At 64.0% G+C, this 23522-nt stretch carries 16 protein-coding genes; 8 read left to right on the top strand and 8 right to left on the bottom strand.

Translation table 11 applies throughout. The features are described 5' to 3' along the window. Window positions 1-34: 34 nt before the first annotated feature. The 3 genes from AB7M33_RS00195 to zapE all read left to right on the top strand — a co-directional run bounded on the left by AB7M33_RS00195 (window position 35) and on the right by zapE (window position 2804). Complete coding sequence (locus AB7M33_RS00195; RefSeq protein ID WP_027596572.1) at window positions 35-352, top strand: hypothetical protein; 318 nt, start codon at window positions 35-37, stop codon at window positions 350-352. Window positions 353-374: 22 nt separating this feature from the next. Continuing rightward, window positions 375-1523, top strand: a complete 1149-nt coding sequence (locus AB7M33_RS00190) for a PQQ-dependent sugar dehydrogenase (RefSeq protein ID WP_454242229.1) — start codon at window positions 375-377, stop codon at window positions 1521-1523. A gap of 174 nt (window positions 1524-1697) precedes the next feature. Next, window positions 1698-2804, top strand: coding sequence for a cell division protein ZapE (gene zapE / locus AB7M33_RS00185; RefSeq protein WP_027596570.1), 1107 nt, complete (start codon window positions 1698-1700; stop codon window positions 2802-2804). A gap of 135 nt (window positions 2805-2939) precedes the next feature. Here the strand turns inward: zapE and AB7M33_RS00180 are convergent, their stop codons facing one another. The 6 genes from AB7M33_RS00180 to trhP form a co-directional block, all read right to left on the bottom strand. Then, window positions 2940-3938 carry an alpha/beta fold hydrolase gene (locus AB7M33_RS00180; protein WP_085274171.1) on the bottom strand — a complete coding sequence of 333 codons (999 nt, stop codon included), beginning with the start codon at window positions 3936-3938 and terminating at the stop codon, window positions 2940-2942. A gap of 75 nt (window positions 3939-4013) precedes the next feature. Then, window positions 4014-4451: a YqaA family protein gene (locus tag AB7M33_RS00175; RefSeq protein WP_027596568.1), complete on the bottom strand. Its 438-nt coding sequence runs from the start codon at window positions 4449-4451 to the stop codon at window positions 4014-4016. Next, window positions 4451-4879, bottom strand: a complete 429-nt coding sequence (locus tag AB7M33_RS00170; protein ID WP_027596567.1) for a DUF411 domain-containing protein — start codon at window positions 4877-4879, stop codon at window positions 4451-4453. Before AB7M33_RS00170 ends, AB7M33_RS00175 begins: the two co-directional genes overlap by 1 nt. A gap of 14 nt (window positions 4880-4893) precedes the next feature. After that, window positions 4894-5763 carry a copper resistance protein B gene (locus tag AB7M33_RS00165; RefSeq protein ID WP_454242228.1) on the bottom strand — a complete coding sequence of 290 codons (870 nt, stop codon included), beginning with the start codon at window positions 5761-5763 and terminating at the stop codon, window positions 4894-4896. Beyond that, window positions 5756-7447, bottom strand: a complete 1692-nt coding sequence (locus AB7M33_RS00160) for a copper resistance system multicopper oxidase (RefSeq protein ID WP_454242227.1) — start codon at window positions 7445-7447, stop codon at window positions 5756-5758. The genes AB7M33_RS00165 and AB7M33_RS00160 overlap by 8 nt, the downstream gene beginning before the upstream one ends. A 78-nt stretch (window positions 7448-7525) precedes the next feature. Continuing rightward, window positions 7526-8860 carry a prephenate-dependent tRNA uridine(34) hydroxylase TrhP gene (gene trhP / locus AB7M33_RS00155; protein WP_454242226.1) on the bottom strand — a complete coding sequence of 445 codons (1335 nt, stop codon included), beginning with the start codon at window positions 8858-8860 and terminating at the stop codon, window positions 7526-7528. Window positions 8861-8990: 130 nt separating this feature from the next. Between trhP and AB7M33_RS00150 the strand changes: the two genes are divergently transcribed. Next, on the top strand, window positions 8991-10055 hold the full coding sequence (locus AB7M33_RS00150; RefSeq protein ID WP_027596563.1) for an AI-2E family transporter: 1065 nt from the start codon (window positions 8991-8993) through the stop codon (window positions 10053-10055). Between the two features lie 122 nt (window positions 10056-10177). Here the strand turns inward: AB7M33_RS00150 and phnX are convergent, their stop codons facing one another. Next, a complete protein-coding gene (phnX, locus tag AB7M33_RS00145; protein WP_265969137.1) occupies window positions 10178-11005 on the bottom strand; it encodes a phosphonoacetaldehyde hydrolase in 828 nt (275 codons plus the stop codon). 34 nt (window positions 11006-11039) lie between these two features. Further along, window positions 11040-12146, bottom strand: a complete 1107-nt coding sequence (locus AB7M33_RS00140) for a 2-aminoethylphosphonate--pyruvate transaminase (protein WP_454242225.1) — start codon at window positions 12144-12146, stop codon at window positions 11040-11042. Between the two features lie 134 nt (window positions 12147-12280). Here AB7M33_RS00140 and AB7M33_RS00135 point away from each other — a divergent pair, with 134 nt between their 5' ends. The 4 genes from AB7M33_RS00135 to AB7M33_RS00120 all read left to right on the top strand — a co-directional run bounded on the left by AB7M33_RS00135 (window position 12281) and on the right by AB7M33_RS00120 (window position 23457). After that, window positions 12281-13144, top strand: a complete 864-nt coding sequence (locus tag AB7M33_RS00135; RefSeq protein WP_274888489.1) for a LysR substrate-binding domain-containing protein — start codon at window positions 12281-12283, stop codon at window positions 13142-13144. A gap of 64 nt (window positions 13145-13208) precedes the next feature. Continuing rightward, complete coding sequence (locus tag AB7M33_RS00130; RefSeq protein ID WP_454242224.1) at window positions 13209-14243, top strand: AraC family transcriptional regulator; 1035 nt, start codon at window positions 13209-13211, stop codon at window positions 14241-14243. Window positions 14244-14315: 72 nt separating this feature from the next. Then, entirely contained in the window at window positions 14316-18788 is a 4473-nt protein-coding gene (locus AB7M33_RS00125) for an NEL-type E3 ubiquitin ligase domain-containing protein (RefSeq protein WP_454242223.1), read from the top strand. A gap of 67 nt (window positions 18789-18855) precedes the next feature. Further along, entirely contained in the window at window positions 18856-23457 is a 4602-nt protein-coding gene (locus AB7M33_RS00120) for an NEL-type E3 ubiquitin ligase domain-containing protein (protein ID WP_454242222.1), read from the top strand. Window positions 23458-23522 lie beyond the last annotated feature (65 nt).

Below are 23522 nucleotides of genomic sequence, written 5' to 3'. Positions count from 1 at the left end.
CACAAGGCGCGGCATTTCGTACAGGAGGTGAAGCATGAACCTAGCACTGCCAATCCTGGCCATCGGCCTGGCGTTGTGCCTGCCCGCGCGCGCAGCGCCGGTTGCGCCCTTGCAACTCGCGGCCAGCAACAACAACCCCTACAACAGCCCGATCCAGCGCGCCAACCCCAATAGCCGCCAGGGCAGCATGCCGGCCACACCGCCCGTGCGTGGCCCATCCACCGACCCCTACCAGCGCACGCCCTCGCTGGACAACCGCGGCATTGGCAACGGCGACAACCTGCGCCGCCAACAGCAAGCGCCCAATCTGGAACCCACCCGGCCGCCGCGCGATAACCCACGCGCGCCGTAAGCCCCGTCGAAAGGAATTCTGCATGACCCGAGCTACCTGGCTGACCACCTTGACCGCCGCCGCGCTGCTGCCCCTGTTGGCGCACGCGGCTTCCGAGCAGCAGTTCCCCAGCGAAGAAGGGCCATTGACCGTCAGCACCGTCGCCGATGGCCTGCGCAACCCTTGGGCATTGGCTTTCTTGCCGGGCGGCAAGGACATGCTGGTGACCGAGCGCCCCGGCAACCTGCGGGTAGTCAACGCCGAAGGCAAGGTCGGCCCGCCCATCAGTGGCGTGCCTCAGGTCTGGGCCGAAGGGCAGGGCGGGTTGCTGGACGTGGTGTTGTCGCCGGAGTTCGGCAAGGACCGCACCGTTTACCTGTCCTATGCCGAAGCGGGCAATGATGGCAAGGCAGGGACGGCGGTCGGCCGCGGTCAGCTGTCCGAAGACCGCGCACGGCTAGAAAACTTCACCGTGATCTTCCGCCAGCAGCCCAAGCTCTCGGTGGGCAACCATTTCGGTTCGCGGCTGGTGTTCGACCGAGACGGTTACCTGTTCATTGCCCTGGGCGAGAACAACCAACGGCCGACTGCCCAGGACCTCGACAAGCTGCAAGGCAAGGTCGTGCGGATCTTGCCTGACGGCGAAGTGCCCAAAGACAACCCCTTCGTTGGCAAAGACAATGTCCGCCCCGAGATCTGGTCGTTCGGCCATCGCAATCAGCAGGGCGCAGCACTCAACCCTTGGACTGGCAAGCTCTGGACTCACGAACACGGCCCGCGGGGCGGCGACGAGATCAACATTCCCCAGCCCGGCAAGAACTACGGCTGGCCGGTTGCCACCCACGGCATCAATTACTCGCTGCTGCCGATCCCGGAGGCCAAGGGCAAGCACGTCGATGGCATGGTCGACCCGCACCATGTCTGGGAAAAGTCACCTGGCATCAGCGGCATGGCGTTCTACGACAGCCCGACGTTCAAAGCGTGGGACCACAACCTGTTCATTGGGGCGCTGGCTACTCAGCAATTGATCCGTCTGCAGCTCGAGGGCGACAAGGTGGTGCACGAAGAGCGTTTGCTGGGGGACCTCAAGGCGCGTATCCGTGATGTGCGGGTAGGCCCGGATGGGTATCTGTACGTGTTGACCGATGACAAGGACGGGGCACTGTTGAAAGTGGGGTTGGGCGAGGGCTGAAGCGCTGGCTTCTGCCATGCACGGTTCGTGTAGGAGCAGCCTTGCGCTGCGAAGAGGCCGGTGGTGACACTTTAGATAGTCGTGGCCTACAGAGGCCTCTTCGCAGCACAAGGCTGTTCCCACACAGGAGCGGCGTTGGCTTGCTGACGATGGGGCCAGTACCGATAATGCGGCATGACCGCCCAACCGCAGACCCTCTACCAACAAGCCCTGACCGACCACGGCTATGTCCATGACCCCGCCCAGGCCCACGCAGTCGACGCGTTGCAGGCCTGTTTCGAGGCGATCGAACAGGGCCGCCTGACCCAGGGTGTCTACCTCTGGGGCCCTGTCGGCCGGGGCAAGACCTGGTTGATGGACCAGTTTCACCGTTGCCTGCAACACCCCAGCCGGCGCCAGCACTTTCACCATTTCATGGCCTGGGTGCACCAGCGGTTGTTCCAGCTCAACGGCACCGCCGACCCGCTGCTGGCCCTGGCCCGTGAACTGGCCCGGGAGATTCGCGTACTGTGCTTCGACGAGTTGTTCGTCAATGACATCGGTGACGCGATTATCCTCGGCCGCCTGTTCCAGGTGTTGTTCGACCAGGGCGTGGTGATTGTCGCCACCTCCAACCAACCGCCCGACCAGCTCTACCGCGATGGCTTCAACCGTGACCGCTTCCTGCCCGCGATTGCCGCCATTGAACGGCACATGCGGGTGTTGTCGGTGGCCGGCGAGCAGGACCATCGCCTGCATCCGGGCGCTGTGCGGCAACGTTACTGGGTCACTGAGGCCGGCGAGCGCGGCGTGCTGGGTGAAGTGTTCCACCAACTCAGCCCGGCTGACCCCGGCAGCGAGCAGCCGCTGGCCATTGGCTCAAGGCAGATAAACGTCATCCGGCGCAGCGAGCAGGCCATCTGGTGCCGCTTCACCGACCTCTGCGAGCAGCCCTTGGCGGCGATGGAGTTCATGGCCCTGTGCGACCGTTACCCGTCAATTCTGCTGGAAGGCGTGCCAGCGTTAGGTGGCGAGCAACGGGCCGGGCGGATTGCCCGTGGTACCGAGGATGGTGCGGCGCGGGTCGCGGCAGGGGACCGGGAGCTGCCGGCGCTGTCGCCCAAGGACGATGCGGTGCGCCGGTTCATTGCCCTGGTCGACGAATGCTACGACCGCCGGGTGGCGTTGTACCTGGAGGCGCAGGTGCCGCTTGACGCGCTTTATACCCAAGGGTACTTGGCGTTTCCGTATCAACGCACCTTGAGCCGCTTACGCGAGATGCAGTTGCAACGCTTCGGCTAAGCCCCTGTGGGAGCGACACGATGGATGGCACGGGCTGCGCCCGTGTTCGCGGGCAAGCCCACACAGTGATCGCGCATAAGTTTAGATTTTGCCGAAGGCAGTTGCGCCCACTCAGTAGGTTGGGGGCTAGCCCACTCAGCGCCCCAACCACTCGATCAGCGTCCGGTTGAACCGCATCGGCTCTTCGATCTGCGGCGCGTGACCCATACCCTCGAACGTCACCAGTTCACCCTGGGGGATCAGCTTGGCCACTTGTGGCCCCAGCACCTGGTACTTGCCCAAACGTGCCTTGACCTCTGGCGGCGCGATGTCGCTGCCGATGGCCGTGGTGTCCTGGTCACCGATCAGCAACAGGGTCGGCATCTTCAGGTCCTTGAACTCGTGGTACACCGGCTGGGTGAAAATCATGTCGTAGATCAACGCCGAGTTCCACGCCACTGCTTCATGCCCCGGCCCTTGGTTGAGGCCCACCAGCATCTGTACCCAGCGCTCATACTCCGGCTTCCAGCGCCCGGCGTAATAGGTCTTGCGCTCATACTCACGCACCCCTGCGGCATCGAGCTTGAGCTCCCGTGCATACCACTGGTCCACCGTACGGTAGGGGACGCCCAGGGCCTTCCAGTCTTCCAGGCCAATCGGGTTGACCATCGCCAGGCGTTCGACTTGCTGCGGGTACATCAGCGCATAGCGGGTCGCGAGCATGCCGCCGGTGGAGTGGCCAAGCACAATGGCCTGCTTGACGCCCAGCTGGTCGAGCAAGGCGTGGGTGTTGTCCGCCAATTGCTGGAAGCTGTACTGGTAATACGCAGGTTTGCTTGAGGTGCAGAAGCCGACCTGGTCCGGGGCGATGACCCGGTAGCCGGCTTTGCTCAGGGCATTGATGGTGGTTTCCCAGGTAGCGGCGCAGAAGTTCTTGCCATGCATCAGCACCACGCTGTGGCCATTGGCCTGGCCTTGGGCGGGTACGTCCATGTAGCCCATCTGCAGGGCTTGGCCCTGGGAGCTGAAGTCGAAATGCTTGAGCGGGTGAGGGTAGCTGAACCCTTCGAGTTGTTTGCCGTAGGTGGGCGACTCGGCAGCAAGGGCCGGGCCGCCGACAAGGCAGGCAAGGGCCAGGGCGGTTGCGCGCAGCATGGGGGCACTCCGTGTAGGGCCATGTAGGAATAGGCGACTGTATCAGCCAGTTGACCGCCTGAAGCGGCAAAGGTGTTACCAGGCGTGAAACCAGCCCAGGGTGATCATCGCCACCACGGCGTAACGGCCGGCCTTGGCCAGGGTCACCAGCAGCATAAAGCGCCAGAAGGGCTCACGCATGATCCCCGCGATCAGGGTCAGCGGGTCGCCGATCACCGGCATCCAGCTGAGCAGCAGCGACCACTGCCCCCAGCGCTGGTAGCGGTGTTGCGCGCGTTCGAGCTGGCGGGCGCTGAACGGGAACCACCGCTTGTCACGCAGGTGCTCGATGGCCCGGCCCAATACCCAGTTGACCACCGAACCGAGCACATTGCCCAAGGTGGCCACCAGCAACAAGGTCGGCCAGGCGTCGGGCTGGCGCAGCAGCAAACCAACCAGCACGGCCTCCGATTGCAGCGGCAGCAGGGTGGCGGCGCCGAAGGCGCTGAGGAACAGCGCCCACTCGCTGAGCATCAGTAGTTGGCGACCACGGTGTCCTGGCCATCCTGGGTCACACCGATGACCTGGTAGGCGTCTTTGTGGTCACCCATTTCCATCCCCGGCGAGCCCATGGGCATGCCGGGGACGGCCAGGCCCTTGAGGTCGTTGCGTTTGGCCAGCAGGCGGACCTGTTCGGCCGGCACATGGCCTTCGACGAACTTGCCGTCGATCACCCCGGTATGGCACGACGCCAGGCGCGGTGCCACGCCCAGGCGTTGCTTGACTGCGCTCATGTTCGGTTCGACGTGGTCGTTGACGGTGAAGCCGTTGTCGCGCAGGTGGCTGATCCAGGCCTTGCAGCAGCCGCAGTTGGGGTCGCGGTAGACATCGATGGCCTCGGCGGCCTGGGCCAGGCCAGTGATAGCCAGCAGCCCGAGGGTCAGCAGGTGTTTGTGCAGCATGGTGAAACACTCCTTTAGAAACGCAGGCGGATACCGGCCACCAGGCGGGTCTGGCCGGTGTCTTCGCCGTCTTCGCGGGCCTGGTCGGCGCGGTTGCCGTGCAAGCGATTGAAACTGACCCCGACGTACGGCGCGAAACCACGGCTGATTTCATAGCGCAGGCGCAGGCCGATTTCGCTGTCGGCCAGCCCCGTGCCTTGCTCGCGGCGCGCATCGTCGCGGCCAAAAACGTTGGCTTCCAGGGTGGGTTCGAGTACCCAGCGGTTGGTCAGCAGCATAGCGTAAGCGGCTTCCAGGCGCAGCGCGGTCTGTTGCCGCTCGCCGACGTAGGCAGTGGCCTCCAGCTCAACGCCATACAGCGGCGTGCCCTGGATACCGAAAGCCCCCCAGGCCTGCCCGCTGGCGGGCTTGAAGTCTTGGCGCAGGCCGCCGACCAGTTCCCACCAAGGGCTGATGGCGTGGCCCCAGAGCGCCTGCAGTTCGGCCTTGTGGGTCTTGCCCTGCTCGCGTTCGCCCTCGCTGCGCAGCCACAGGCGGTCGATGTCGCCGCCGACCCAGGCGCTGGCGTTCCAGTTCAACGCGCCGCTGCTGTCGAAGTGCTGGTATTCAAGCTGGTCGACGATCACCGCCCCGTTCAGTGCCCGGTCATGCACCTGGTGCCCTGGCAGCGGCGGGAAAGCCGCGCGACGGTCGGCGTCACTGAGCACCGGCAGCGGCGTACGCGGCTGTTGCGCAGGCGGCGTTGCGTGGTTCATCTGGCTGTGGTCCATGGGCATGGCGCCGTGGCCCCTGTGCTGCAGGCCGGCGGCCATGGCGCGTTCACTGGCGAGCAGCGCCACCAGGGCCACACCGGTGACGATGCGACGGTTATTGAGCTCATTCATCGACGCGTACCTCGCGGAACATGCCGGTCTCCATGTGGTAGAGCAAATGGCAGTGGTAGGCCCAGCGGCCCAGGGCGTCGGCAGTGACTCGGTAGCTGCGACGGCTGCCAGGCGGGATGTCGACGGTGTGCTTGCGCACCATAAAGCGCCCCTGTTCGTCTTCCAGGTCGCTCCACATGCCATGCAGGTGGATGGGGTGGGTCATCATGGTGTCGTTGACCAAGGTGATGCGCACCCGCTCGCCATAGGCCAGGCGCAACGGTGCGGCATCGCTGAACTTGACCCCGTCGAACGACCAGGCAAAGCGCTCCATGTGGCCGGTCAGGTGCAGCTCGATGTCGCGTGAGGGTTCGCGGCCATCCGGGTCGGGGTAAGGGCTGCGCAGGTCGGCGTAGGTCAGCACGCGCCTGCCGTTGCCGCGCAGGCCGATGCCTGGGTCGGCGAGGTTGGGCCGTGGGGCCATGGTCTGCATGTCTACCAGTGGATTGCCGGTCTCGCTGGGTGGGTGTTGCTGCAGGGCGGCCATGCTGGAGTGGTCCATGCCGGCCATGTTGCTGTGGTCCATGCCTGCCATGGCGCCGTGGCCCATGTCGGCCATGCTCAGTACGGGGCGCGGGTCGGGTTGCGGCACGGGCGCCTGCAGGCCGTTGGCGCGGGCCAGGGTGCCGCGCGCGTAGCCACTGCGGTCCATGCTCTGGGCATACAGCGTGTAGGCGGGCAGGTCGCCGACGGTCACCAGCACGTCGTAGGTTTCGGCCACGGCGATGCGCAGTTCGTCCACGCTCACGGGTGTCACCGGCAGGCCGTCGGCGGCGATCACGGTCAGTGTCAGGCCGGGGATGCGGAAGTCGAAATAGGTCATGGCCGAGGCGTTGATCAGCCGCAGGCGCACGGTTTCGCCCGGCTGAAACAAGCAGGTGAAGTTGCCATCCGGTGGTTGGCCATTGAGCAAGTAGGTGTAGGTGGCTGCGCTGACATCGGCCAGGTCCGTGGGGCTCATGCGCATGCGGGCCCAGCTCATGCGCTCGGCGACAGTAGTGCTCCAGCCATGGTCGGCCACGTCAGCGATGAAATCGCCGAGTGTGCGTTTGTGGTAGTTGAAGGCGTCGGACTGTTTTTTCAGGGTCGCCAACAGCTGTTCAGGGGGCTGGTCCGACCAGTCGCTGAACAGCAGCACATGGTCACGCTGGTACTGATGCGCCTCGGGTTCGCGGGGTTCGATAACGATCGCCCCATACACCCCGGCCTGCTCCTGCAACCCGGAATGGCTGTGGTACCAGTAGGTGCCGCTTTGGCGCAGGGTGAACTGGTAAAGGTAGTCGCCGCCGGGCTCGATACCGGCAAAGCTCAGGCCTGGCACACCGTCCATGTTGGCTGGCAGGAGGATGCCATGCCAATGGATCGAGGTGCTCTGGGCGAGGCGGTTACGCACGCGCAGGCTGACGGTGTCACCTTCGCGCCAGCGCAGCAGCGGGCCGGGCAGGCTGTCGTTGACGGTCAGGGCGGTGCGTGGGCGGCCGGTGATGTTGACTGCGGTCTGGCCGACCGACAGCTCGAAGTGCTGGCCGGCCAGGTCGCGGCCATTGGCGGCCTGGGCCAGCGGCCGCCACAGCCCCAGGCCCGCCAGCGTAGTGGCGGCGCCCAGGCCTTTGACGAAGGTACGGCGGAAGGGGTTGCGCAACATGGCGTGGCCTCATGCGAGAGAGCCTTGATGTTGGCCGTTGCTGGCTGTCAGCCAGCTGAGCTGCGCATTACAGCGTTGTCAGGCGGCGGCCTCGTCGTGGCGCAGGTCACGCATCAGCAGGCCGTATTCCAGCGGGACCTGCTCCGGAATCGGCAGGTACACCACATGGCCGTCACCCGGCGCTACCTCGATGGCCTGCTGCTGGCGGTCGCCCAGGCGGTGCAGGTCGAAATGGTAGTTGCCGCGCGGGGTCATCAGCTCCAGGTGGTCGCCCACGGCGAAGCGGTTCTTGACCTTGACCTCAGCCAGGCCGTCCACACGCGCGCCGGTCAGTTCGCCGACGAACTGCTGGCGGTCAGACACCGAGTTGCCACGCTGGTAGTTCTGGTACTCATCGTGCACATGCCGGCGCAGGAAGCCTTCGGTATAGCCGCGCTGCGCCAGGGATTCGAGGTTGCCCATCAGGGCGCGGTCGAAAGGCCGGCCTGCCACGGCGTCGTCGATGGCCTGGCGGTAGGACTGCACCGCGCGGGCGCAGTAGAAGTGCGACTTGGTGCGGCCTTCGATTTTCAGCGAGTGCACGCCCATGCTGGCCAGGCGTTCGACGTGCTGGATGGCGCGCAGGTCCTTGGCGTTCATGATGTAGGTGCCGTGTTCGTCCTCGAACGCCGGCATCGCTTCGTCCGGGCGGTTGCTTTCCTGCAGCAGGAAGACCTGATCGGTAGGGGCTCCGAGCCCCAGGGTCGGTTGCACTTCGCGCACGATGTCGCCGGTGGCATCCTCGCTGGCCGGCGTGGCGTCGTATTTCCAGCGGCAGGCATTGGTGCAGGTGCCTTGGTTGGCGTCGCGCTTGTTGAGGTAGCCCGACAGCAGGCAGCGGCCGGAGTAAGCCATGCACAGGGCACCGTGGACGAACACTTCCAGTTCCATGTCCGGCACGTGGTGGCGGATGTCTTCGATTTCTTCGAGCGACAGCTCCCGCGACAGGATCACCCGGCTCAGCCCCAGCTGCTGCCAGAACTGCACGCTGGCCCAGTTGACGGTGTTGGCCTGCACCGACAAATGCACCGGCATCTGTGGGTAGTGCTGGCGCACCAGCATGATCAGGCCGGGGTCGGACATGATCAGCGCATCCGGCGCCATCGCGATCACCGGTGCGAGGTCCTTGAGGAAGGTTTTCAGCTTGGCATTGTGCGGGGCGATGTTGATCACCACGTAGAAACGCTTGCCCAGGGCATGAGCCTCCTGGATGCCCAGCGCCAGGTGGGCGTGGTCGAATTCGTTGTTGCGCACCCGCAGGCTGTAGCGTGGTTGGCCGGCATAGACGGCGTCGGCGCCGTAGGCGAAGGCGTAGCGCATTGTCTTGAGGGTGCCAGCGGGGGCCAGCAGTTCGGGCTTGGCGGGAAGGGTCATGTGCGCACCGGGGCAAAAGGCCTGAATGCTATGGCTTGGCGGTTTTGCCGGCATTGACCTGAATCAACGGCGCGACGGCACTTTTACCCCTACGCCGCGCACTAACGTTCAGGACACTTGAGGATCCTTCATGAACGAAACCGCTTTGCAGAACAGAGCCTTGGCCGTGCTACTGGCACTGGTGACCATCGCCTTCGTGTGGATCTTGCTGCCTTACTACGGGGCGATCTTCTGGGCGGTGATTCTCGGCATCCTGTTCGCGCCGCTGCAGCGCAGCCTGCTGATACGGTTTGGCAGGCGGCGCAACCTTGCCGCCGCCACGACGCTGTTGATTTGCCTGGTGGTGGCTGTATTGCCTGTGATCATCACCAGTGCCTTGTTGGTGCAGGAGGGGGCGACGTTGTACCAGCGCATCGAGAGCGGGCAATTGGACATTGCCGGCTACGTCGAGCATGGCATGAACATGCTGCCGGGGTTTGTGCAGCACGGCCTGGACAGCTTGGGCATCGGCAACCTGGAAGGGCTGCGCGAGAAGATCACCAAATGGGCCACCCAAGGCAGCCAGGCGTTGGCCAGCCAGGCCTACAGCTTTGGGCAGGGCACATTCGAGTTTCTGGTGAGCTTCGGCATCATGGTCTACCTGCTGTTCTTTTTCCTGCGTGAAGGGGCCGAGGTCGCGCGTCGCGTGCGCCTTGCGGTGCCGCTGCCCGAACACCAGAAGCGCCGCTTGCAACTGAAGTTCAACCGCGTGGTGCGGGCAACGGTCAAGGGCAACGTGTTGGTTGCCATTACCCAGGGCGCGCTTGGCGGCTTCATATTCTGGGTGCTGGATATCCCCAGTGCGTTGGTGTGGGCGGTGATGATGGCGTTTCTGTCGCTGCTGCCAGCGGTGGGGGCGGGGATCGTGTGGGCGCCGGTGGCGGCGTATTTCCTGTTGAGCGGGGCGATTCTGCCGGGGGTGATCCTGACGGCGTTCGGGGTGCTGGTGATCGGCCTGGTGGACAACGTGCTGCGCCCGATCCTGGTGGGCAAGGACACGCGCATGCCGGATTACCTGATTCTGGTGTCCACCTTGGGTGGGTTGGCGGTGTTCGGGCTCAACGGGTTTGTGATCGGGCCATTGATCGCCGCGTTGTTCGTGTCGAGCTGGGCCATTTTTGTCGCCACCAAGCCGCAGGTGCAGTTGCCGCAGTAGGCTCAATACCTTGGCCGCATGCGAACGGTGTAGGAGCAGCCTTGTGCTGCGAAGAGGCCAGTGACCACACCCTCGATTTCGCTGTGGTCACTGGCCTCTTCGCAGTACAAGGCTGCTCCCGGTCAGGATGCCTGCGGCATCTCGCCCTTGGCCAGGCGCCGGTTGATGTCGGCAATCACTTCGGGCAGCTCATTGATGGTGTCGATCAGGTAGTGCGGGCGGGAGCTGGCGAACAGCGCGTGAATGCGCGTGCGCTCGCGCTCCAGTTTCTCGGCACTCAACGCGCGGTAGCCTTCCCAGGTCAGCCCCAGGGCGTTGCCGGAGCACACCAGTGCCACCGTCCACATGCCGGCACGGCGGCCTTCGAGGATGCCCGGTACGGTGTCATCGACCTTCACGCAGGCGGCCACGTCATCGATGCCCAGGGCAATCACGTTGGCCAGGGCCTGGGCCGGCCAGGGGCGGCCGTTCGGGGTTTCGTCGGTGGCCACCACATGGTCGGCGACATAGCCGTTTTGGGCGGCCAGTTCCACCACCTTGTCCATCACCACCTTCGGGTAGCCCGAGCACGAGCCAATCTTCAGGCCGTCCTGGCGCAGGCCGGTGAGGGTGTCCAGGGCGCCGGGGATAAGCGCCGAGTGCACGGCGATCTTCTCGATCTGCAGCGGCATGAAGCGGTTGTAGATGGCCGTGACGTCATCGTCGGTGGGCGTGTGACCGAACACCTTGCGGTAGCGTTCGGCGATTTCCGGCACGTTGCACAGGGTGCGGATGTGGTCCCACTTGCCCATGCCCATCGGGCCTCGGGCTTCTTCGATGGACACCTGGACGTCGAACTCGGCGAAGGCTTCGACGAAGATCTGGGTGGGGGCGAACGAGCCGAAGTCGACCACGGTGCCGGCCCAGTCGAGGATGGCGGCTTGCAGCTGGGTAGGGTTGCTGTAGTTCATGTGCGCTATTTCCTGAATTGGGGTGGGCAAAGGGTCAAATGTCCAGCACTTCCATTTCCCGCAGCACCTCGGCCACGGCGTTGACTGCGGCTTGCATGCCATCCGGCCCGACCACGCCGATGCAGCCGACGCGGAAGGTCTCGACCTGGGTCAGCTTGCCGGGGTAGAGGATGAAGCCCTTGGCCTTGACCCGCTCGTAGAAGTCGTTGAACTGGTAGCGGGCATCGTTTGGGGCATGGAAGGTGACGATGATCGGCGCCTGGATCTCGGCCGGCAGGAAGCTGCGCAGGCCGAGGGCGGCCATGCCGTCGAGCAGGGTTTTGCAGTTGTCGGCGTAGCGCTGGTGGCGCGCAGGCAGGCCCCCTTCTTCGTTGTACTGCTGCAGCGCTTCATGCAGCGCCGCGACCACGTGGGTGGGCGGGGTGAAGCGCCACTGGCCGGTCTTGGCCATGTAGGCGTGCTGGTCATGCAGGTCCATGGCCAGCGAGTGGGCGTTGCCTTCGGCAGCGGCCAGGGCGGTTTTTTCGGCGAAGACGAAGCCCATCCCCGGCACGCCTTCCAGGCATTTGCCCGAAGCGGCGATCAGTGCGTCGAAGGGGACCTCGCGGGCATCGATCGGCAGCGCGCCGAACGAGCTCATGGCGTCGATGATCAGGCGCTTGCCGTGGCGTTTGATCACCTGGGCGATCTCGGCCAGCGGGTTGAGGATACCGGTGCTGGTTTCGCAGTGGATCAACGCCACGTGGGTGATGGCTGGGTCGGCGGCCAGCAGGCGGTCGACATCGGCGGCGGTGGTCGGTTGGTCTTCGGCGGTTTCGAAGGTGCTGTAGGTGCGGCCCAGCACCTTGCAGATTTTCGCCAGGCGTTGGCCATAGGCGCCGTTGATCAGCACCAGCACCTTGCCATTGCGGGGTACCAAGGTGCCGATGGCGGCTTCCACGGCGAAGGTGCCGCTGCCTTGCAGGGGGACGCAGTGGTGGCTGACGCTGCCGTCGATGATCGCCAGCAGTTGCTCGCAGACGCTGGCGGTGAGTTGGTTGAAGGCGTTGTCCCAGGAGCCCCAGTCCACCAGCATGGCTTGGCGGGTGCGCAGCGACGTGGTCAGGGGGCCGGGGGTCAGCAGGATGGGTGCATTGCTCATTCCGTGGTTCCTCACAAGCGGCGGGTGGTCAGCCGAAAAATCTGGCGCTGAAACTACGGGGGCTAGGTTGCAATTGGCTAAGCTATCAATCAAATTGTTTGTTGTTATGCCAGCCATAAGTCAGGCCGATAAACATGAACCTGTTCCAGCTCCGCGCTTTCGATGCCGTCGCCCGTGAGGGCAGCTTCACCCGTGCCGCCGCGCGGCTGTTCATCAGCCAGCCGGCCGTGACTGGGCACGTCAAGGCGCTGGAAGAGCACTACCAGATCACCCTGCTCAGGCGCACGGCGCGGCGGGTGGAGCTGACCGAGGAGGGCTCGCGGCTGGCTGCCATCACCCGGGCCATGTTCGGCCTGGCCGAAGAAGCCCAGGCAATGCTCGAAGCCAACCGGCAGTTGCTGACGGGCCGCCTGGAGGTGGCGGCGGACGGCCCGCACCGGGTGATGCCGATGCTCGCCCAATTGCGCGAGCGCTACCCGGGCATCACCGTCAACCTGCGCTTGGGCAATGCCCAGGAAACCCTGGCCGCGCTGCTGTCCGAGCACGCCGATGTCGCGGTGTTGACGGAGATCGAACCGCGCAAGGGCTTGTACCTGCAAAGCCTGTGCGAGTCGCGGCTGTGCGCGTTGCTGCCAGCGGGGCATGCGTGGGCGGACGGTGAAGGCGACTTGCCGTTGACCGCGTTGAATCAGCAGATCATGGTGCTGCGCGAGCCCAGTTCGACCACCCGCCGTACGTTCGACAAAGCCTGTGCCGCCGCCGGGGTGCAGCCCCGTGTGCTGCTGGAGCTCGACAGCCGTGAAGCGGTGACCGAGGCAGTGGCGTCGGAACTGGGGGTTGGCGTGGTGTCGTCGACCGAGGTGGCCCATGACCCGCGCGTGGTGGCGCGGCCGCTGGCGGGTGACGGCCTGGTCAACCAGCACATGATTGGCTGCCTGGAGCGGCGCCGCGAACTGCGGTTGATCCAGGCGTTTCTAGGTTTGGCGGCCACCCTGTGAGGCAACGCTGGCGTTTTTCCTGCCCCGGCCTAAGATGGCCGGCATAGACCCACCTGGATGGCCGATGAGCGATAAAGACACCATCTCCATGCAACTGGTGCGTGAAGCCCTGTTGCAAACCTGCCCGGCCGGGCAGCCCGATGTCAGCGTGCTGCAGCGTGCCGGCATCGACCCGGCGCAGCTCGAGTTGCCACAGGCACGCGTCTCTGCCGATGCCTATGCGCGGCTGTGGCGGCTGCTGGCGCGTCGCTGCAACGACGAGTTTTTTGCCATGGACCCGCGCGGGCTGCCGGTGGGCAGCCTGGCCTTTCTGACGCGTGCGGCCATGGCGCAGCCTACTCTCGGGGCTGGCCTAGAAATTGCCATGGGCTTTCTGTCGTTGATGCTCGAAGACCTGCAGCCAAGCGTGGTGCGCCAGCAAAGCCTGGCCGAAATCGTCATCAACGAGCCGCGTGAGCAACCGCGCCGGGCCTTTACCTATTTCACCTTCTGGATGATCGTGCACGGCGTCGCTTGTTGGCTGGCGGGGCGGCGCATTCCGATCCTGGCCATCGACCTGCGCTGCGCCGAGCCACCGTTCTGTGACGATTACCGGGTAATGTTCTCGGAAAACCTGCAGTTCGAACGCCCGCGCTCGCGCATCATCATTGCGGCCGACTGCCTGGACCTGCCGCTCAAGCGCACGCCGCAGGAATTGCAGCGTTTTCTGGCCGAGGCGCCGGGCAACATCCTGGTCAAGTACCGCGACCCGGCCAGCCTGGCCCGGCGCATCCGTGGCCAACTGCTGGCCCTTGACCCAGCGCAGTGGCCGGATGCCGAAAGCCTTGCGCACGGCTTGTGCCTGTCTGGCGCGACCCTGCGGCGGCGCTTGGCCGACGAGGGCCAGACTTATCAGCGGCTCAAGGACAGCGCCCGCCGTGAGCTGGCCATTGCCTGGCTGGCGCAAACGGAGCCGGCCCTGGGCGAAATTGCTGAGCGGCTGGGGTTTGCCGACAGCAGTTCGTTCTACAAGGCTTTTCGCAAATGGTTTGGTTGTAACCCGGGGCACTATCGGGCGTTGATCCAGGCAGAAGGCCTCGGCGAAGCGCGAGGCGATTGAAGCGTTTCCAGCTGATGGATAGGGCATACAAGCACAAGCATGTACGGCCCATCGCCTACCACTGGAACCGCCATGCCCACGCCAACTGCCACTCAGCAATCGCCTGCCGTGCAAGCGAAGCTGTCGACTGCAACGGATGACTTCATCAAGGGCCAGTTACCCGACTGGCTGAAGCGCGCCACGCGGGCGCAGATCAATGCGCTACGCAGCCGTTTCAGTGAGCACAAGAACAGCCAAGATCAACTGCATGAGGCAATAGCTGGCTTGCCTGCGCTGCGGCAATTTGCCGAAACACATTTTCAAACGTTGCTGCCGGACAACGTGCCCCACGACGTGCGCTTGGCTGATCTGTCCTGGATCAAAGTGGTCAACATAGCCCAGCCGAATTTGAATAGGTTTGTCTACCCCCGCAAGTACACCTACGAACCTGCTCTGGCCCGCCTGATGCAGGGCCTGCAAGCCAGTGCTGATGTTGTACTGAGCAAGGGCCTGGGTTTTGAAGGGAGCACTTCCCTGCTGCTGGAAGCCGATGATGCGTTTCTCGAACGCTATCGACAACTGGACGTAGGCAGGCGCTACCAGGATGAACTAGACCAGGTCTACAACCCACAGAACCTGAACTTGCTTGGCGCAGATAAACGCAGCGGCTTCAGTCTGGCCACTGAGCTTGCGGCGCTCAAAGGGCACCTTAGCCCGTGGGAGCATGCCGCCCTGCGCGAGATTGCGGCGTTTTCCCCGAATACCTATGGGCAGCCCAAACCTCACAGTGTCAGCACGCTCGAGATGCTCGGGCAGACACTTTCCAATACTTTGTTAATAGAGCTGCGTACACCCGCCAACGTCAGCCAGAGCGTGCTGCTGTACCTGCCTGGCGATTCGCATTACGCCTTGCGCCGCTATGGCTCGATGACCGAGATGCAGCAGAAGCTTGCCGTCGAGTTGCAGCAAGCGGGCTTTCGACAGGCGTTGGCGCAGCAAGTGAGCCTGAAGCAGCGTCCTGGGTTTATGCAGACCCTCAGCTTGCGCTTGCAGGACACGCAGCCTGACCTGTCGCTGACACGGGGTGAAATGGTCGAGGACGCCTTCCTTACGCTAGCCCGGCTGCAAGTGCTACAAGCGAAAGCCGATGCCCGGTTGCTGCTCGTGCCTACTGCCGACGTCGACGAGGCTGCAGCCGAACACAGCCGGCAGATGTGGAAGGCGCTGGGTGCCGGCGTGGTCAACCTAGCCGGGCTGTTCGTGCCAGCAGTGGGCGCGTTGCTGTTGGGGCAATTGGTGGTACAGACCTTGTGCGAGGTGTTCGAGGGCGTCAGGGATTGGTCGCGGGGCCATCAGCATGAGGCGCTGCAGCATTTTCTCAGCGTCGCCGAGGTGGTGGCGCTCACCGGCGCCACGGTCGCCGGGGTGGCGGTGGTGCGCAGTGTGTTCGTCGACAAGCTCGAACCCGTCGCGCTGGGGGCGCAGCAGGTGCGGCTCTGGAACAACGACTTGGCCCCATATGAAACAACCCCTGAAGACCGAAGCCTGCAGCCTGATGGCCTGTATGGCGCGGGCAAGCGCCGCTGGATGCGGTTGCAGGCCCGTTATTACGAAGTGCATCGCCCTGTGGCCAACGGTTCTTGGTGCTTGCGCCATCCGCTGGACGACAGTGCTTATGGGCCGGCGCTGGTGCATAACGGCGAGCGCGGCTGGCGCTTGCAGCTCGACCAGCCACTGGCGTGGGACGACAGCGCCCGCATGCTCGATTGCCTGTGGCCACAGGATTCGCCCGTCGACAGGGAGAGGGCCGAGCAGATCCTGAAGGTGGCCGGTATCGACCAGGATGAGCTGCGCGGTGTGCTGGTGGAGAACCGTCCGGCACCCATCACCCTCGCCGATACACTGCGCCGTTTTGCTGCGGACGCACGTATCGAGGCCTTCGCTCGCCATTTAAACAACGAAACGCGTCTGCCCCGTGATGAAGAGTTGCTGACCTGGCTAAGCGCGCAGCGTGAAGTGGCAGGCCCCCAAGCCGGCCTGCGCGACAGGTTGCTGCAACAGCTGCCGGCCATGCGTTGGCGTGCGTTCGAACATTTGGCCTATGCCCCGCGCTCTGCCGCATCGGTGGCCGGCCTGGTGTTGCGCGAGTTCCCAGGCTTGCCGAAGGGTTACATTCCTGAGGTATTGAAAGACTGCAGTGCAGTCGAATACGCCATTGCCCGTCGCGAGCAGCGCTTACCACTGCCACTGGCCAGCAAAGCGCGAGCGCTGCTGCGCGCCGCACGCCTGACCCGTGCCATCGAAGGTTTCTACCTGGCCAGTGCCAGTTGCAGCGAAACCGATGAGCTTGCCGTCGCCTTGCTGCGCAAGCTGCCAGAGTGGCCCGCCGGGCTTGCGCTGGAGGTGCGCGAGGCGACGCCGCAGGGCCGGCTGGTGGCCAGCTTTGTTCCAGAGGGCCAGGAAACGGCGCGTGTTCAGTTGGTACGCATCGATCGGCATTTCCACCTGTACGATGCGCAAGGGCAAGCCCTGGCACAGACCCACCCGGTGCCTGCCACGGTTTTCGAAGCCTTGGTCGCGGCGTTGTCGCCAGCCCAGTTGCAAGCACTTGGCCTTGAAGGGAATGACCCCGCCCTGGCCTTGCGAGAAAAGCTGCGAGCACAGTTGCCAGCCTCACACCAGGATTGTGTGGCACTGCTTGGGTGGACGCCGCAACAGCGCTGGTTCAACCCGGGCCAGCGCCTGGCTGATGGCCGCGTGGGCTACCTGCTAAGCGGCCGTGGTGCGGTGGTACAGACACCGCGGCAAACCTTGCTCACCGGCTTGCGCCGGCTTTTCCCGGGCTTGGACGACAACCAGCTTAACCAGGAACTGGAGCACCTGCTGCAGGGCGAGGACATGCCGTTTGCACGGCTGGCAGTTTTGCAGGATGACCATGAGCAATTGAATCGGGCGGTCAACCGTTGGGTATCCGCAGAGTTCAGCAACAGCAGGCGGGCCAGTCGGCAGTTGATCGCCGATCGGGTGCTCCGTGCCTGGCGTGGACAAGGGGAGCGCTTGTCACTGGGCTTCGGCGAACAGGCCAGCCTGCCGGCACTGCCGGGGCATGTGCAATTTCGCTTCGTGACGTCGCTGGTCATTAACGACACCGCCATCAGTAGTGTGCCGAGTGACTTTCTGCACAGCTTCACCCAGGTGAACTACCTGAACCTCAGTGGTAACCGGTTGTTGAGTATTCCGCCCGGGCTCAGCTACCTGCCCCAGTTACGCACACTGCGGCTGGCGCGCAATTTGATCCGCCTGAATGCGTCGGCTGTCGAGACACTTGCCGGGCTGTCCGAGCTGTCACGGCTGGACCTGAGCTACAACCCGCTGGGGGCGCTGCACTTGCGCTTCAATCGGCTGCAGCAGCTGATGCACTTGAACCTGCGACATTGCCGGCTCGGTATCTGGCCGCAGTACATCGAGCTGTGCCAGAACCTGCAGGTGGTCGACCTGCGTGACAACCAGCTCAGCGCGGTGGCCGATGAAACACTGCAGATGCCGCAAGCCTTCCGGCAGGTGTTTCTGGTGGAGCGCAACCGCTTGAGCAACCGCCAAGTCATGGCACTTTACGCGCCAGAGGTGATACCGGAAGTCCCGGAGGCCACAGTGGACCCCGACTACGTGCGCGGCCTGTGGCTTCAGGCCTCGCCTGAGTCACAGCAAATCGAGCGGGGCTTGACATGGGCAGCAATGGCCACGCATCGCAACAGCGACGCTTTCGTTCAATTGTTGGGGCAATTGGAGCATGCCTCGGATTACGAGCAGGCACGCCCGCATATCGCCGGGCAGGTGTGGTCACTGCTGGAGCAGATGCAACGCGATGACACGCTGCGCGATGCCGTGTTCGAGCAGGCTGCCGACACACCCTCGGGCGAAAGGCGCGCAGTGGATGTGTTCAGCCGGATGCAACTGCATAGCTTGCAGGCACGTGCTGCGGCTAATGCCCATCGGCTCGAGCGCATCAACGAGCATATCGGCTTGGGGCTCAGCCTGTTCCGGTTGGACTTCCTGGCAGTGATTGCACGGGAGACGGCCGCACAGGTGAATGAGCAGCGGGAAATCGCCCGGCTGGATGACCCCGCGTTGATGGGCTTGGCAGATGTCGATGTCCGGGACATCGACATGCTCTATCGCGTCAGGCTGAGGGAGGCCCTTAATCTGCCTGGCCAACCCCAAACCCTGCGTAATGCTGAGGCGCTGGGTGTCAGTGAGGCGTCGATAGACGAAACCAGGCAGCGTATCGAACGGGTGGGCGATATCGAGACGTTCGCCGAAGACTTGAGCCAGCGTGGCTTCTGGCAGCGCTACTTACGTAGCCAGCACGCGGAAGATTTTCTCGCCTTGGAGCGTGCTCATGGTGAGCGTGTCCGCAGGTTGCACGCCGAGCAGCCAGACGCACCTGCGCCAGTGCGTGCGCAGGCCTTGGAGAACCTGGAAATCGAGCACGAGTCAGCCCTGCACCGTCACAGCGTGGCACTGACGCGCTTCGAGCTGAGGACCAACCTGGCCCGCCAGGGCTGACATTAGCTGCGCCATCAGCCCTTGAACGTGCCTGCAGGGGCGGTTTTCCGGGTTCAGGCAGGGGGTGGTGAGCCGCAGAGTTAGCGGCTCATCCACCACTGTGATCACCACCATGACCGAACCGACCCCAGACCTCCCGCGCCAACAGGCAACCGACGCCTTCATCGCGCAAACGCTGCCTGATTGGCTGAAAAACGCCGATCACGAACAGTTGCTGGCCCTGCGCAGCCGCTTCGACGCGCACATTCAGAGCCAACAGAAGATTCAGCAGACGTTTGCCCGGCTGCAGTCGATCGACACGTTCGCCACAGCGTTGCTACAAGAGCGGTTGCGCGTCGCCATGGAACTGAACATCACGTTAGCCAAAGCGCAATGGCGAGAGCAGCGTTTCAAGAAAGTCGATGATGCGCCAGCCACGCAGTTCGAACCCTACTTCGTGCGCCAGCCGGCCTTGCAGAGACTCATGCAGAACTTCAAGGCCGGAGAGTCGTTTTATCCAGATACTGGCCTGGTGTACCCGGACGACCCAGCGACGGGCGAGGCGGAGGAGGTGCTGACCACCTCGGGTGACACGCTGGTCGAGACCTGCCGGGCGCTGGATATTGGCAAGCAGTACCAGCAGCACCTCGACACGCTGATCGATGCCGACTGCATGGCCCTGATTGCCGAAGACAAGCGCTTGCAGCTGGCCTTGGCGATCGAAATCGCGGCGCTCAAAGAGCACCTACCGGACGATGACCTGGCGATGTTGCGGCGAATCCTGCACGGCAAGCCACCGACGCACGCCCGCAGCAACCGCGCCTACGTAGGGGCGTTGACCGTGCTGGGCTGTCGGGTAGAGGGCGCCATCGCATTCGAGCGAATGGATGTCGCTCCCTTGTTCGGCTCTGGGTCTTCAACCGTGGTGACCGGTGTCATCCTGTATCTGCCAGACGATCCTGAACAGTCGCTGCGTGCCTATGGCACTTGGCGCGAGGCCAGCTTGGACCTTGGCAGGCGTCTGCGCGAGCCCGGCTATCAGCGGGCATTTAGCCAGCGCATCGCGTTAGCCGACCGCCCTGAATACCTGACCACCTTGAGTAAGCGCCTGGGCGATGCGCAGACCGATGCCCAGTGTGCTTGCGAAGAGATCCATGAGGCATTGTTCGCGACCTTGGCTGCACAACAGTTGCAGCGGATTCGCGACAACGCGGGGTTTATCGCGGTGCCCACCGCGCAGGTCGATGCCCGTGTCAGCGCCCAACGCCTGAAAACGCTGGAAGCGATAGGGATGGGCTTGCTCAACCTGGCCGGCCTGTTCGTACCCGTGATCGGTGAGGTGCTGGCGGCCGACATGATCGGCCAGACGCTGAAGGAGGTGTGCGAGGGGGTCGAGGACTGGCATCAAGGGCATCGCCATGAAGCCATCGAACACCTGCTGGGCGTGGCCGAAACGCTGGCGGTCGGCGCTGCGTTGGCTGGCGGTACCGCCGTGGTCGCCCGAGGCTTCACCCGCAGCGCGCAGGTCGATCAATTGTTGCCGGTACTCAACGATGGCGGAGCGCCGCGACTTTGGAGCTGGGATATCAGCCATTTCGAGGACAAGGCGCCGCCCGCCGACCTGCAGGCCCTGGACAACGGCTTGCTCGCCAAGGGTGACGGGCGCTGGTGGCGCAACGGCGATACCTACTACCCAGTCAGGCCGGTGCCTGGGCGCAGTGCCTGGCAGCTGCGCCACCCGCAACGGGAGGCGAGCTTCGGCCCGGTGCTGGAGTTTAACGGCGAGCGCAGCTGGCGCTTGCCGACCGAGCGACCCCTGGCATGGCAAGGGGAGGGGCTGCTGTTGGGGCGCCTTTGGCCGCCGGCGGCAGCGCTGAGCGAGCAACGTATCGGGCAGATTCTCAAGGTGGCCGATGTCGACCAGGAACACCTGCGCGGGCTGTTGGTGGAGGCCCGGCCGTTACCGGTGGCGTTGCGTGACACGGTCGAACGGTTTGCCGTGGAGGCGCGCACCGAGGCGTTCTTCACGCAATTGGCCGAAGGCCAGCCCGCAGATGCCCCCCTGTGGCAGTGGTGTATGGACAGCTTGCGCATCGAAGCGTTGTCTTTGGAGGAGCAACGCCTGGAACTGCTGGATGACGCGGCAGATTTGAGGGAGCAACTGCTGGAACATTTTTCGCGCCAATATCTGGCAACAGACCCATTGTTGCCGTTGATCCAGAGGGACTTCAACGGCCTGCCTGACGCCTACGCGCTCGATGTGCTCAAGTCGGCAACCGACACCGAGCGCCAGTGGATGCTGAGGGAGGACCGCATCCCCTTACCGGTTGCCGAAAAGGCCCGTGAGCATTTGCAACTGGCGCGGCTGACGCGCATGCGTGAAGGCCTGTACCTCAAGGGCAGCTATCACCCCGATACAATCAAACTGGTATTTGCGCTGTTGCGCCAGCAGGCCAACCTGACGGGGGCGGTCGACTTGGAATTGCGCGAAGGCTCAGATGTCGGCCGCTTATTGGCGCAATTGCAGCCGGACAAGGGCTCGGAATATGTCACCACGGTGTTGGTGAAGTGCCCTGGCGGGTTCAAGTGCTATGACGCGCAGGGGCGTGAAGTGGATATCGACCGGCGCGACCCCGTCGATATCGCCGACGTGTTGGCCAGGCACCTGGCCCCTGGTGATCGTGCTCGCCTGACCTGGGATGGCAGCCAGGCCCCTGAGCAAATCCGCAATGCACTGCGTAGCTGGTTGCCTCGCGAGCGTCAGGCGCTGGCCGACCTCATCGGGTTGCGCGAGATCAAGCCTACGCGCAGTCCTTTGCGAAGGCTTGCCGATGGGCGAATCGGTTACCTGCTCAACGGGCGTGATGAACTGCCTGATTCGCTCCGGCAAGACCTGGTCGGAGCGGTGGGGGATTTGTTCCCCTCCTTCCGCGCACTGGAAGTGGACCGCTACGTGTCGGTATTGCTCGAATCGCCGGAGACCGCGTATGCCGCGATGATCCGGCTGTACAGGGAATATATGGGAATGGACCGGGCTCTGCATGCCTGGATGTTGGACGTGCCGCCCGGCAACTTGCGTGGCGCGCGTCATCATGTGGCCAGCATGTTGCGCCGCAGTTGGCGCCTGGAAGGGCTGCGCATCGATGCCCAAGGCGCGAGTCGGGAGTATCGGCGCTTGAGCCTGGTCGGGATTGAGGTCGGGAGCTTGCCCACATTGCCTGTCGGCACGCAGTTCGGTCATGTCACCGACCTGGGCTTGATCGGCCTGCGCCTGCAGACGTTGCCACAAGGTTTTCTGCGCTGCTTCACGGGGCTGCGATTACTCAATCTCAGCAATAATGCCCTGACTACGCTGCCAGCGGAGATCGCCGAGCTGAATCTGCTGAGCAGCCTGCGTGTGTCACACAACCGCATCCGCATGACCGAGGCGTTAGCGACCAGCCTGAGTGGGTTGTCGCAGTTGGACACGCTGGACCTGAGCTTCAACCGCTTGGGCGGCGTCAGCCTGCAATTGGGTGAGTTGGCACACCTCAGGGTGCTGAACGTGCGGCGGACCAACCTGCAGACCGTACCCGTCGGGCTTGAGCGTTGTGTACAGCTGGAGTCGGCCAACCTGCGTGACAACCACATCGCCCACGTGCGGCAAAGCATGTTCGCCATGCCCTTGCAGCGTCGTCGCGCGGTACTGCTGGAGAACAACCCGCTGGCACTGGCCGAGCGTGAACGTTTTCATGCCGTCAACCCACTGCCGGCCCTACCGCCAGAGCCTGCCGAGAACTTTGCGCAAGCCCGGGCGCAATGGCTGGAGCAATTGGATGAGCCCGCCAGGGCTGGCCGCGAGCTGCAGTGGAATGCATTGCAGGCCCTTGATGAAAGTTCTGAGTTTTTCAGTTTGCTGAGGGCGTTGACCCTGACCAGCGACTTCCGGCGCGAACCCCAGGACCTGGCGCGCCGGGTATGGACGGTGATCGCGGCGGCCAGCGAGGATGCGGCCTTGCGTGATGAGCTGTTTGAAACGGCCTCTTCACGTGGCTGTGTGGACAGCGTGATCTCGTGTTTCAGTGCGCAGGAGGTGGGCGTCATGGTGGCGCAGGCGATGCGCGCCGAAGGGGCTCCGGCGCAGCAAGGCGCCTTGCTTGAACTGGCTTCAGGCCTGTTCCGGCTGGAGCAAGTCGAGGCCCAGGCACGTTTGGACATCGAGCGACGCGTGGCGCTGGAGGAGGACAGGTTGCGCAACGCCGGGCTGGAAGAGGCCGACGCGGCAGGGCGCGCCCGTGACAGCGTGGACGAAATCGAGGTCAGCCTGGCCTATCGGATCGGCCTGGCGCGTGTGTTGGGCCTTCCGGGTCAGCCAAGGACCATGCAGTTCGAGCAAATGGCCGGGGTCAACCAGCAGCAGCTCGACAACGCCGCAGCGTCTGTGCGCTGGGCGCAAAACACCGATGCACTGGTGAACTACATCAGTGAACGGGATTTCTGGGTCACCTACCTGAGGGCACGTCATGACGATGACTTCGTCCAGCTCAGGCAGCCGTTCGATGAGCAAACGGAAGCAGAAAGCCCACTCGATGCAGCACGTGGGAGGCAGATCCAGAATGCATACGATGAGGCTGAACGGCGGCTGATCCTGCGCCTGACGCGCAAGGCCCTGAGCGAACAGGCCTCAGGCCAAACCGCTCATCACGATTGAGCAATTAGGCCATTGCCGAGCGGCAGGTGTAGCGACACCATCGTCAGATAACGGGTGCACTCCAA

It is taken from the genome of Pseudomonas sp. Y3 TE3536 (genome assembly GCF_053629175.1).
The sequence above is the reverse complement of the archived record's forward strand: the minus strand, read 5'-3'. Positions and strand labels throughout refer to the sequence as shown.